We start from the raw sequence: 12,981 nt of genomic DNA on the forward strand, positions 1-12,981 counted from the left end.
GCGTCAGGACTCCAGGCAGGCAACGGTACGGCGTGCCGGAAGCAGGCCGCGTGAAACGGAAGCGACGTCGGCGGCATCGCCGTGAAGCCAGGCCGCCGATGGAGACGGCGGTCGGTCCACGACGACGTCGGTGTCGCCCAGATTGACGAACAGGGTGAGCGAGGCACCGCCCAGCGACCACGAGGCAAAGAAGGCCTGTGCACCCAGGGCGCGCGTGCCGAGGCCTCGTGCGTCCTCGATGTACGGCGCTACATGCTTGCGCCGCAATGCGATCAGCTCGCGTATCAGGGCACGGCGCTTCTGGCCCAAGGCCTCGTCGCGGACGGGAATGGACGCGGTGAATGTGTCGTACTCATTGGGATCGGGAATTTCTTCGCCCGCGAAGCCCGCAAACGCCTCGAATTCCTTTCGCCGGCCATCGCGAACGGCCTTGCGCAGATCCTCGTCGGGAAAATCGGTGAAGAAGAGGAACGGTGTGCGGCTCGCCCACTCTTCGCCCATGAACAGCATGGGCACGAAGGGTGCCAGCAACAGCAGCGCCAGCGCGGCCTCCATCGTTTCCGGCGCCACCAGCGTGCTCAACCGGTCGCCGAACGCCCGGTTGCCGACCTGGTCGTGGTTCTGCAGGAAGTTGACGAAGCGCGAGGGTGGCAGGTGGCCGCTCGGTTCACCGCGGCGGCGCCCTCCCATCGGCTCGCCCTGGAACGCGAAACCTTCGCCAAGGCTGCGAAGCAGTTTCTCCATCGGCGGGTGATAGTGCGCGTAGTAACCCTCGTCCTCGCCCGTGAGCAACACATGCAGCGCGTTGTGGAAGTCGTCGTTCCACTGCGCATCGAATCGACCGTTTCCCAACAGGTGGGCCTGGTTCGCTTCGTTCTCGAGCACGAGGTGTACCTGACGATCGGGGCCCGCGGCGGCGCGAACCCGGCCGGCCAGGGCCGCCAGCCAACCGGGGTTGCCGATGGCGTGCACGGCATCGAAGCGCAGGCCGTCGAAGCGAAACTCGTCCAGCCAGTAAAGCGCGTTGTGCACGAAGTAGTCGCCCACCTGCGGCGTGGCGACACCGATCGCGGCACCCCAAGGCGTATGCGCGCTCTCGTCGAAGAACGGCGAAGCGTAGGCGCCCAGATAATTGCCGTCCGGCCCGAAGTGGTTGTAGACCACGTCGAGGAAAATCATCAGGCCAAGCTCGTGGGCGGTATCCACCAGCGATTTCAGGTCGTCCGGCGAGCCGTAAGCAGCCGCGGGCGCAAACGGGAGCACACCGTCATAGCCCCAGTTGCGCTCGCCCGGGAACTCGGCGATGGGCATGAGTTCCACGGCCGTGATCCCCAGCGATGCGAGGTGCGGCAGAACCATTTCCACGCCATGGAAGCCGCCGAGCGCACCCACATGCAGTTCGTAGATGACCGCCTCGTGCCACGGACGTCCTTTCCAGTCGGGATGTCGCCACCGGTACGCCAACGGATCGGTGACCATGCTGTAGCCGTGCACGTCGCCGTCCACTTGACGGCGGGAGGCCGGATCGGGAACCGTCAGATCCTCGTCCAGGCGGAACCGGTATCCCGTGTCCACGTCCACCGGACACACGCATTCGAACCACCCATCGTCGAGCGCCCGCATGGGAGCGACGTGCCCGTCGTCGCATTCGATGGAAACGGACTCGCGGTCGGGAGCCCACAGGCGGAACCGCGTGCGACCGTCGCCCAGCACCTTGAACCCGTAGGGCATCGGGTGGACATAGCCACTCATGCCGGTTCGGTCCTCACTGTCGCGGCGAACAGCACCACGCTGCGGCCTTCCACTTCGATCGTGGGCTCGCTCCAGGCAACCTCCGGCGCCGCCGGCGCCGCCGTGTTGCAGCGAAGCCGCCAGCTTGCCGCCGGTTGCGGCAGGTGGAACACGTGCGTTTCCGGTGTGCCGTTGATCATCAAGAGCGTGACGTCGGCACGCTTTTCGCCCTGGGCTTGCGCGCGTCGCAACGTGAGCAGGCGGCCTTCGGTGTAGTCCCAGGTTTCCTGGGTCATCTCCGTACCGCTCTCGTCGAACCACATCACCTCGCGCATGCCCGGCACCACCTCGGTGTCGCCGCGAAGGAAATGCGCGGCACGCAGGGTCGGGTGTTGCTCCCTGAGCTGGGCCAGGCGCGCCACGAACTCGGTGAGTTCCCTTCCGCGGTCGGACGTCGCCAGCTTCCAGTCGTACCAGGAAATCTCGTTGTCCTGGCAGTAGGCGTTGTTGTTGCCCTGCTGCGTACGCCCGAACTCGTCGCCGCCGAGCAGCATGGGCGTACCGTGGGAGAAGTACATCGTGGCCAGCATCGACCGCTTGGCGCGATCTCGGGCCGTGCGGATGGCCTCGTCATCGGTAGGGCCTTCGACGCCGTGGTTGTAGCTTTCGTTGTCGTTGCCGCCGTCCTTGTTGTCCTCGCCGTTGGCCTCGTTGTGCTTGTCGTTGTAGCTGACGAGATCCTCGAGCGTGAAGCCGTCGTGCGCCGTGATGAAGTTCACCGAGGCCCATGGCCGGCGTCGATGATGGTCGAACAGCTCGCCCGACGCCTGAAGGCGGCCGGCAAGGGCACCCCGCATGCCGGACTCACCCTTCCAGAATTTCCGCACGTCGTCGCGAAACTTGCCGTTCCACTCGCCGAAGCCCGGCGGGTGGTTGCCGAGCTGATACCCACCCGGACCGATGTCCCACGGTTCGGAAATCAGCTTCACGTTGGCCAGCACCGGGTCCTGGCGCATCGCGTCGAACAGTCCGCAATTCGGGTCGAAGCCCTGCTCCTCGCGGCCCAGGCTTACGCCGAGGTCGAAGCGGAAGCCGTCCACGTGGAAGGTCTGCACCCAGTAGCGCAGCGAATCCATTACCAGTTGCAGCACGCGCGGATGCGCGGTGTTCACCGTGTTGCCCGTGCCGGTATCGTTGATGCAGTAGCGCGGATTGTCCGGCAACAGCCGGTAGTAGCTCTTGTTGTCCAGGCCGCGGAACGACATGGTGGTGCCGAGTTCGCTGCCCTCGCACGTATGGTTGTACACCACGTCCAGGATCACTTCGATGCCGGCCGCATGCAGTGCCTGCACAGCCGCGCGGATCTCGTTGAGTGCCCCTTCGGCGAGGTAGGCCGGCTCGGGCGCGAAGAACGCCAGCGTGTTGTAGCCCCAATAGTTGCGCAGCTTCATCTCGGTGAGCCGCCGGTCCTGCACGAAGGCGTGCACGGGCAGCAGTTCCACCGCCGTCACGCCGAGCTTCACCAGGTGGTCGATGACATAAGGGTCGGCCAGCGCGATGAAGGTGCCGCGCTCGTGCTGGCGGATGCGCTTCAAGGTGCGCGTGAAACCCTTCACGTGCGTCTCGTAGATGACCGTCTCGCTCCATGGCGTGTGCGGACGGTTGCCGTGCGTCCAGTGCATGGGCTCGTCCACCACCACCGCCTTCGGCATGGCGGCGGCGCTGTCGCGGCGATCGAACGAAAGATCGGCGCGGGGCGACGAAACGCGATAACCGTGCAGGGCGTCGGACCAGCGGACCTGACCGTGCAACAGCCGCGCATAAGGGTCCAGAAGCAGCTTGTTCGGATTGAACCGGTGGCCTTCCTCCGGTGCATACGGGCCGTGCGCGCGGAACCCGTACAGCGCGCCGCCGCGTACCCGTGGCAGGTAGCCGTGCCAGACCTCGTCCGTGCACTCGGGAAGGTCGTAACGCGCGATCTCCCGTTTGCCGGAGGGGTCGAACAGGCAGAGTTCCATGCGCTCCGCATGGGCGGAGAACACGGCGAAGTTGGTTCCCATGCCGTCGCAGGTTGCGCCTAGCGGATACGGCGAGCCGGGCTGCATGCGTTCGGGTAAGGCGGGCATTCGTACTCCTGGTCAATCGGCAACGAAGATGAGGGTGGCGAGCGGCGGCAGGCTGACGACCAGCGACCGCTCGAAGCCATGGGATGGAACGTCCTGCGCGTGCCGCTCGCCCTCGTTGCCGACGCCGGAGCCGCCGTATTCCGTGGCGTCGGAGTTGATCGCCTCGCGCCAGCGCCCCCCTTCGGGCACGCCGATGCGGAAGCCGTGGCGCACGGCCGGCGTCATGTTGCTGACCACCAGCACCGGGCGGTGGCCGTCGGCGAAGCGCAGCCAGGCGAACACGCTCTGCGCGGCGTCGTCACCGATGACCCAACGGAAACCCCGCGGGTCGGCGTCCCAGGCGTGCAGGGCCGGCGCGGCGGCATAGACCTTGTTGAGGTCGCGCACCAGCTTCTGCACACCCAGGTGCCATGGATGATCGAGCAGGTCCCACGCGATCTGTGCGTCGTGGTTCCACTCGTGCGGTTGCGCGATCTCGCCGCCCGTGAACAGCAGCTTCTTGCCCGGGTGCCCCCACATGAAACCGTAATACGCGCGGAGGTTCGCGAAGCGTTGCCACTCATCGCCGGGCATGCGGCCCAGGAGGGAACGCTTGCCGTGCACCACCTCGTCGTGCGATAGGGGCAGCACGAACTTCTCCGAGTACGCATAGACCATGCTGAAGGTCATTTCGCCATGGTGCCAGCGGCGATGGATGGGATCGCGCGACATGTATTCCAGCGAGTCGTGCATCCAGCCCATGTTCCACTTGAAGGTGAAGCCCAGGCCGCCCTGCTCCACCGGCTGGGTCACGCCGGGCCATGCCGTGGATTCCTCGGCGATGGTCATGCAGTCCGGGTGGCGCTCGGCCACCAGCTGGTTCACGCGGCGCAGGAAGGCGATGGATTCGAGGTTCTCACGGCCGCCGTATTTGTTCGGCACCCACTCACCATGCTTGCGCGAGTAGTCGCGGTACAGCATGGACGCCACGGCGTCGACACGCAGCCCGTCCACATGGAAGCGTTCCAGCCACGCCAGTGCGCTGGCGATAAGGTACGCCGACACCTCGTTGCGGCCGAGGTTGAAGATCAGCGTGTTCCAGTCCTGGTGGAACCCTTCGCGGGGGTCGGCGTGCTCGTAAAGCGGGGTGCCGTCGAAGTGCGCGAGGCCATGGATATCGGTAGGGAAATGGGCCGGCACCCAGTCCACGATTACGCCGATACCCGCCTCGTGGCAGCGGTCGACGAAACGTGCGAACGCATCGGGCGTGCCGAACCGCGACGTCGGTGCGAACTGGCCCAGTGGCTGGTAGCCCCACGAGCCACCGAACGGGTGTTCCGAGATGGGCAGCAACTCGATGTGACTGAAGCCCATGCCGGCGACATAAGGGATCAGGCGCTCGCCCAGTTCGTCCCAGTGCAGTTCGCCCCCGTCCTTTCCACGCAGCCACGAGCCGGCATGCAGTTCGTAGATGGAGATCGGCGAGCCCGCATGATGCAGCGCGCCGCGGCGGCGCAGCCATTCGTCGTCCGTCCAGTGGAATGCCGCGGGGTCCGCGACGATCGACGCCGTGGCCGGCGGCAACTCCGCGGCCAGTGCCACCGGGTCCGCCCTCTGCGTGAGCGAACCATCGGCACCCCAGATTTCGTACTTGTACCGTGCGCCAGGTAACAGGCCGGGAACGAACAGCTCCCATACGCCGGCGGGCACCCGCTTGCGCATGGGATGACGGCGGCCGTCCCAGCTGTCGAAGTCGCCGACAACACTCACCCGCTTGGCATTCGGAGCCCACACAGCGAAGCGCACGCCGTGCACGCCGTCGACCGTGACGGGGTGCGCGCCGAGGCAGCGGAAGAGTTCGATATGCGTTCCTTCCGAAAGCAGCCGCAGATCGTCGTCCCCAAGCAACGTGCCGAACGCGTAGGCGTCGTGCGTGTCGTGCGCTGCCATGGGCCAGTGCACGCGCAGACGGTATCCCGCGTCGCCATCGAGGAAGCCGGCGAACAGGCCGCCAGTGTGCACGCGCTGCAGTTCGCCGATGACGCGCCCTTGCGCGTCGATGAGTTCGACGCCGCGGGCGCCGGGCTGCAACGTGCGCACGACGCGGCGACCTTCGACGGTATGCGGGCCAAGCAGCGCGAACGGATCGCCGTGGCGTCCCTCGACCAGGGCATCGACCGCGGCCTCGTCGTGCAGTCCGTAGGTGCGTGGATCGATCACGAGGCCTCCTCCCCTTCCGTCGGCGACTCACCGCGCGCGATCCGCAGCAGGCCGCGCACGGGAACGTCGAGCCAGCCGGGACGATTGGCAGCCTCGTAGACGATTTCGTAGGCTGCCTTCTCGATCACGAAAAGCTCGAGCACCGCGTCCAGGGCATCGGCGCCGATCCAGGGCACCCGGGCCTGGGCAAGCACTGCCCGGTACGCGTCGAGGAACACCCGTGACGAACGGACGCGGAAGCGAGTGAGGAAGACACCGAAGCCCTCGTCCTCCACGGGTGCCAGGCCGTCCTCGCCACGGCGCGCCATGGCGGCGGCGTAATCGAGCGAACGCAGGAAACCGGCCACGTCACGCAAGGGCGACGTCTTGCTGCGGCGCTCCTCCAGCGACCTGGCGGGCTCGCCTTCGAAATCGATGATGTACGCATCGTCCTGCACCACCAGCACCTGGCCCAGGTGGAAGTCGCCGTGCGTACGCGTGATGAGCGCTCCGCGGCCCGCCGTGGCCAACCGTGCGATGCGCTCGTCGAGCGTACCGGCCAGCCGGCGCAACTCGTCCGCAGGGGCGGCAAGCGCTTCCGGCATGTCCGTCGTCGAGTCCACGGACATCAGTGCCCTGCCGACCTGCTCTCGAATGGCGTCGCGCCATGCGTCCGCCGTGCCGGCGTCGGCGGTCTCCGGCGAGAACGCCGGCAGGTCGCTCGGCTTCGCGAGCAAGGCATGCAGTTCACCCAGGCGCCTGCCGACGGCGGCGGCGAACGCGTCGTAACCGCCCTCCAGTTCCGCCTTCCGGTCTTCGTCTCCGGAATGGCTGTACTCGTCGTAGCTACGGCGCAGGAAATCGAGCGTCCAGCCCCACGCATCGCCCTGGTTGCGCAGGAAGCCCTGCAGCACGGCGAGCGTGGTGCGCTCGCCGTGTTCGCCTACGCGCACCACTTCGCCGAGCAGCGGTGCCGTGTTCGCATAGCCGTTCTCGGTGAGGAACCGGCCCATCTCCACTTCGGGATTCACGCCGGCCGACGTGCGGCGGAACAGCTTCAGCACGCCCGCGTCGTGCAGGATCATGGAACTGTTCGACTGTTCGCCGGTGAGCCAGCGATTCTCGATGTCGTGATCGAACACCACGCCGGAGAAAGCCGCCGTCGTTTCGAAGCGAACGGCGCCGCCATGCATGGGCAGTTCCGCGTTCTGGCGCAGGCCGATCAGCAGCCCGCTCGCGAAGGCGTCGAGGGCGAAGCCATCGGTGAGCAACCCGACGCGCCGGCCGCGGCGTACCCGGGCCAGGGCCAGTTGCTGTGCGCGTGCGGCAGGGCTCTCGTCTTCCCAGACGATGCCCACCGGCAAGCTGTAGCGCTCCTTCCCGCCATCGGAGAGCGTGGCTTCCACTTCCGTGAGGATCAGGTCGTCGCCACGGTCCGGCCAGGGCACCGCGTAGACGATGCGCACCGATTCGATACCCCGGTCCTTCGCCGCGAACCAGCGGCGCACGCCGAGGTAGCCGGGCAATACCTGCTTCTCGATGACCTCGCGGTGGTGCGCCATCACCGGGCCTTCCACCAGGGCGCCGCGCAGCACCAGCGTTTCGTAGTCCGGCATGGGCTCGGCAGGCACCTCGTGCCACGACGGCATCTGCGCGTTCGGACAGATCTGGAAGGCATAGAAGCCGTACGGCGGCACCGTCAGTAGATACGGCAACTGGCCGATCGGCGGGAACGACGAGCCACCCATGATCTCGATGGGCACCTGGCCGTCGAAAGCCCCCAGGTCGAGTTCCACCGCCTGCAGCGCACGCGACATGTTCGCCACGCACAGCACATGTTCGCCTTCGTACTCGCGCAGGTAGGCAAGTACCTTGCGATTACCCGGATAGAGGAACTTCAGCGTGCCGCGGCCAAACGCCTTGTAGCGCTTGCGCACGGCGAGCATGCGCCGCGTCCAGTTCAACAACGAGTGCGGATCGCGCGACTGCGCTTCCACGTTGATCGCCTGGAACCCGTAGAGCGGATCCATGATCGGCGGCAGCACCAGGCTGGCCGGATCGGCGCGCGAGAAACCGCCGTTGCGGTCCACCGACCACTGCATGGGGGTACGCACGCCGTCGCGGTCGCCCAGGTGGATATTGTCGCCCATGCCGATTTCATCGCCGTAGTACAGCACCGGCGTGCCCGGCATCGACAGCAACAGCGCGTTCATCAGCTCGATGCGGCGACGGTCGCGCTCGAGCAGCGGCGCGAGGCGGCGGCGAATGCCCAGGTTGATGCGGGCGCGGCGATCGGCCGCATAGGTCTGCCACAGGTAATCGCGCTCGTTGTCGGTCACCATTTCCAGCGTCAACTCGTCATGGTTGCGCAGGAAAATCGCCCACTGGCAGTTCTCCGGAATGGCCGGGGTCTGCCGCATGATGTCGGTGATGGGGAAACGGTCTTCGCGCGCGATCGCCATGTACATGCGCGGCATCAGCGGAAAGTGGAACGCCATGTGACATTCGTCGCCGTTGCCGAAGTAGTCCTGCGTGTCTTCCGGCCATTGGTTGGCCTCGGCCAGCAGCATGCGGTCGGGATAATGCTGGTCGATCTCCGCGCGTATGAGCTTCAGGATCGCGTGCGTCTCCGGCAGGTTCTCGTTGTTGGTGCCTTCGCGCTCGATGAGGTAAGGCACGGCATCCAGGCGCAGGCCGTCCACGCCCATGTCGAGCCAGAAGCGCATCACGTCCAGTACCGCTTTCAGCACCGCCGGGTTGTCGAAGTTGAGGTCGGGCTGGTGCGAGAAGAACCGATGCCAGAAGTACTGGCCGGCCACAGGGTCCCACGTCCAGTTGGACTTCTCGGTATCCAGGAAGATGATGCGCGTGCCGTCGTAGGCCTGGTCGGTATCGGACCAGACGTAGAAGTTGCGGGCCGCGGACCCCTTCTTCGCGTGCCGCGCACGCTGGAACCACGGGTGCTGGTCCGACGTGTGGTTGATGACCAGCTCGGTGATCACGCGCAATCCGCGCGCATGCGCCTCGGCGATGAAACGCCGCGCATCGGACAGCTTGCCGTAATCCGGGTGCACCGCCTTGTACTCGGCGATGTCGTAGCCGTCGTCGCGGCGGGGGCTGGGATAGAACGGCAACAGCCACAGTGTGTTGACGCCGAGTTCCGCGATGTAGTCGAGCTTGTCGATCAATCCCTGGAAGTCGCCGACGCCGTCGTCGTTCGCGTCGAAGTACGACTTCACGTGCACCTGGTAGATGATCGCGTCCTTGTACCAGAGGGGATCGTTCGAGAAGTCGGGGGCGACCGCTTTCTTCTTTCTTTTGGTATGGGTTGCCATGGATCAGGCTCCGGGAAGCCGCACCTGCCACACCGCATACGGTTGGCCGAGGCCAAGCCATACGTGCTGCGTCGTGCCGCGCCAGCTTAAGGATTGGTCGTGCAGGAGATCCTGGACGTCGAGGGCCGCATCGGCCGAAAGTCCCCAGTCGCCGAGAGGCAGCGACAGGTCGGCCGCTTGCGCGTTGTGCGGGTCCATGCTGATCGCCACGAGGACGAGGTCGTCACCCGCGCGTTTCTCGAAGAACAGGACCTGGTCGTTGTTTGCCGGCAGGAACCGCACGCCGAGGTGCGTCTGCAAGGCGGGATGCGCCCTGCGGATGTGGTTCAGCCGGGTAATCTCGGCCACGATATTTCCCGGCGCGTCGAAGTCGCGGATGCGGATCTCGTACTTCTCCGAATCCAGGTATTCCTCCTTCCCGGGTACGGGTGCGGATTCGCAGATCTCGAAACCGGAGTACATGCCCCACAATCCGGAGAGGGTGGTGGCCAGCGCGGCCCGGATGAGGAAGCCCGGCCGGCCGGAGGTCTGCAGGAAGTACGGATTGATGTCGGGCGTGTTGACGAAGAAGTTCGGCCGGAAGAAGTCCTTCGGCGCCGTCGTGGTCAACTCCGTGAGGTAGTCGATGAACTCCTGCTTCGAATTGCGCCAGGTGAAATAGGTATACGACTGGCTGAAACCTACCTTCGCGAGGCGGTACATCGGCTTCGGCCGGGTGAACGCCTCCGAGAGGAAAAGCGCGTCCGGGTACTTGGCGCGCACCCGCGCGATCATCCATTCCCAGAACGGGAACGGCTTGGTGTGCGGATTGTCGACGCGGAAGGTGCGCACGCCCTCGGCCGCCCAGAAGAGCACCACGTCGCACAGCGCCTGCCAGAGCGACGGCACGGCACCGTCGGCGTAGAAGTCGACGTTGACGATGTCCTGGTACTTCTTCGGTGGATTCTCGGCGTACTTGATGCTGCCGTCGGGGCGCCAGTCGAACCATTCCGGATGCTCCTTGAGCCACGGATGGTCGGGCGAGCACTGGATGGCGAAATCGAGGGCCAGTTCCAGTCCCTGCTCGTGCGCGGCGTCGCGCAGCGCGCGGAAGTCCTCCAGCGTACCGAGCTGCGGATGGATGGCCGTGTGCCCGCCGTCCGGCGAACCGATGGCGTAAGGGCTGCCGGGGTCGTCCGGACCGGGCGTGAGCGAATTGTTCGGGCCCTTCCGGAAGGCCTTGCCGATCGGATGGATCGGCGGGAAATACAGCACGTCGAAGCCCATGTCGCGGATGGCCGGCAGGCGAGCGATCGTGTTCCGGAACGTGCCGTGTTCGGCCTTCGATGCCGTCATGGACCGAGGGAACAGTTCGTACCAGCTGGCGAAGCTGGCTTCGCGACGATCCACTTCCAGGGGAAATGCATCGGTGATGCTGGATTGCTCGCGGGGATCGGTCGCCGTCATCAGGGCGAGCGTACTTTCGGCCAGCAATAGCTCGAGCCTCTCATCCCCTTCGCTCTTCGCCACGGCCGCGGCCAGGCTGCGCAAGGCCTTGGCTTTCGGACCGGATACACCGGCGGCTCGTTTCTCGACCAGCAACCTGCCCTCTTCCAGTTCCAGCGAGAGGGGCACGTTCGCGGCGTGCTTCAATTCGATCTCGTGCCGGTACGTGGCGAACGGATCCCGCCACGCCTCGACCTGGAATTCGTAACGACCGATACGCATCGGCGTGAACGTCGCCGTATGGATATCGTTGTTCACGAGCACCATCGGCGTCTCTCGCCATGCCTTCTCGTCGGCAGACCGATAACGCAGGCGGGCGGCGAGCACATCGTGGCCGTCCATGAACACGTCGGCCGTAACCGTCACCGGTTGGCCTACGATGCGCTTGGCGGGAAAACGGCCGTCGTCGACGGTCGGCTGCACCGCTTCGATCATGACCCTGGGAGCGCGTGTCGCGGCTTGCAGGAACTCCTTCTGCGCACTGGTGCCGAGCTTGCGCTTGATGGGCGCGGACGGGGTGCCGCGCAGAGTGAGCACATCGCCGGGCGCGAGGGTGATCGCCTCGCCCTGCTCGAAAATCTTTCGCCCATCGGCGGTCGTCCACGGCGCAAAGTGCGATGCGGCACCGATCAAGGCGTCCGCCGCCTGCACCGCGACCTCGCGGTCCAGCGACGCATTCACCAGAGTCAGCGTCGCGCCCGTCGACGTGCGTGGATCCGCCGAGTCCAGGGTGAGGAAGGCCGCGACACCGTGGCCGACCACCACCTGCGGACGAGTGGCCACATGGTCACCCACCCCGGCATTGGCTGCCCTCACGACCCCGGAAAGATCGAGGACACCGTCCTTCGCGAGCGCGGACGGCGTGAGCGCGTTGCCGCGCCGCGGATCGAGCGCATCATGTACCGCGAATTCGAACCCCATCGGCATCATCCAGCCGGCTGAAGACGTCGCGCTGAACGCGATCGCACGGCCATAGGCGTGCTCGAGCTGGTTCTCTTCGCCGAGTTCGTCGCCAAGCCGCCTGGCGAACGGCTCTTCCGTGCACGCCAGCGCGGGCGCCACCGTGGCAAGCCGTTCCGCTTCCTGGGCGAACCAAGGGGCGCGGAAATCCCACCAGTTGGCGGAAGACACCACCGCGTCGAAACCGGCGCCCTCGAGCGCAGCCAGTTCGTCGGGCGTGAGGCCCGGAGTCCACGCCAGGAACGACACGCGCGGTGCGTTGGCGCGGGCGGCGTCGGTCAGCGTCTTCCACACGTTCGAACGAAGACGCTGCGGATGAATCACACGGAAGCCGGTCACGCCCGCCGCAATCCACGTGCGCAGACGCTCCACCCACCACGCACCAGCTGCCCGGGCCACGTCGGGATCGTTGAGGCGCCAACGCGCGCTGTCGCTCTCGCTCGGCGTCCAGCGCGGATCGGGCGTGCCATGCTGGGCCGCCACCGCGCGGAACCATTCCGGGTGCTGAGCGCGCAACGGCGCATCGGACGACAGTTCGTCGAGCGGCAGGTCCAGCCACAATTCAAGATCGTGCGCCCGGCACGCCTTCGCGATCTGCGCCAGCCGCGTGGTCGCGTCGCCGTCGCCAAGCGCCGGATTCATGCGATCGAAATCCCTCGTGACGAAGACGTCGCCGCAAGGTGAGGTTTCAAAAGGGGGCGCGACCAGCAGCTGGCGGAATCCGAGTCCGGCCGCGTGCTCGATCCACGCGTTCCACGCGGTCAACGGCCCCGCAAGGAGGGGATGCAGGTAATAGATTCGAAAGGGCGCACTATGGCTGGCCTGCATGTGACTCGCGTTCCTGGGGAATGGACACAAGCATGCCGGGCCGGATGTATGCATCGTGCCAATGACCCGGGCACGCGAAGGCTGCGACAGTGACGCATCCGGGCGTTGCGGTAGTGTGAACGTGCCATGGTGTTTTCTCTCGATCCGACGCCGCTGGCCGCTGCGTAGGGTCGGCTACTCGTGCGGCTCGCGGCTTGTATGGCTTCGCCGCCGCTTTCTTGTTGCGCGTGTTTCGCTTCGTAGGGTGGGCTCGCCTGGCGGCCTCGCATCGGCGCCTGTGCCGTGGCCTGGAAACCGGCAGCCGCCCCCTCGCCGCGAAGACTTACGTCGTTCCTTGG

The 12,981-nt window shown here is 66.1% G+C and carries 5 protein-coding genes; all 5 read right to left on the reverse strand.

Annotated features, from left to right (window positions below; genetic code table 11):
• Positions 1-3 precede the first annotated feature (3 nt).
• The 5 genes from treZ to ACPYOD_RS02595 are packed head-to-tail and all read right to left on the reverse strand — an operon-like array spanning position 4 to position 12,643.
• Entirely contained in the window at positions 4-1,752 is a 1,749-nt protein-coding gene (gene treZ, locus ACPYOD_RS02575; protein WP_481300164.1) for a malto-oligosyltrehalose trehalohydrolase, read from the reverse strand.
• On the reverse strand, positions 1,749-3,857 hold the full coding sequence (gene glgX, locus ACPYOD_RS02580; RefSeq protein ID WP_481300165.1) for a glycogen debranching protein GlgX: 2,109 nt from the start codon (positions 3,855-3,857) through the stop codon (positions 1,749-1,751). The genes treZ and glgX overlap by 4 nt, the downstream gene beginning before the upstream one ends.
• A 12-nt stretch (positions 3,858-3,869) precedes the next feature.
• Positions 3,870-6,056, reverse strand: a complete 2,187-nt coding sequence (glgB, locus tag ACPYOD_RS02585) for a 1,4-alpha-glucan branching protein GlgB (protein WP_481300166.1) — start codon at positions 6,054-6,056, stop codon at positions 3,870-3,872.
• The gene (gene treS / locus ACPYOD_RS02590) at positions 6,053-9,370 is read right to left on the reverse strand and encodes a maltose alpha-D-glucosyltransferase (protein WP_481300167.1); all 3,318 of its coding nucleotides are present in this window, start codon (positions 9,368-9,370) and stop codon (positions 6,053-6,055) included. The genes glgB and treS overlap by 4 nt, the downstream gene beginning before the upstream one ends.
• Before the next feature lie 3 nt (positions 9,371-9,373).
• Positions 9,374-12,643: a maltotransferase domain-containing protein gene (locus tag ACPYOD_RS02595; RefSeq protein WP_481300168.1), complete on the reverse strand. Its 3,270-nt coding sequence runs from the start codon at positions 12,641-12,643 to the stop codon at positions 9,374-9,376.
• Positions 12,644-12,981 lie beyond the last annotated feature (338 nt).

It is taken from the genome of Luteibacter sp. HAY1-4A, assembly GCF_056755355.1.

Excerpts from the sequence above, each read along its gene's own strand:
- treZ (WP_481300164.1), bottom strand. The coding sequence starts at position 1,752 with ATGAGTGGCTATGTCCACCCGATGCCCTACGGGTTCAAGGTGCTGGGC.
- treS (WP_481300167.1), bottom strand. The coding sequence starts at position 9,370 with ATGGCAACCCATACCAAAAGAAAGAAGAAAGCGGTCGCCCCCGACTTC.
- ACPYOD_RS02595 (WP_481300168.1), bottom strand. The coding sequence starts at position 12,643 with ATGCAGGCCAGCCATAGTGCGCCCTTTCGAATCTATTACCTGCATCCC.
- glgX (WP_481300165.1), bottom strand. The coding sequence starts at position 3,857 with ATGCCCGCCTTACCCGAACGCATGCAGCCCGGCTCGCCGTATCCGCTA.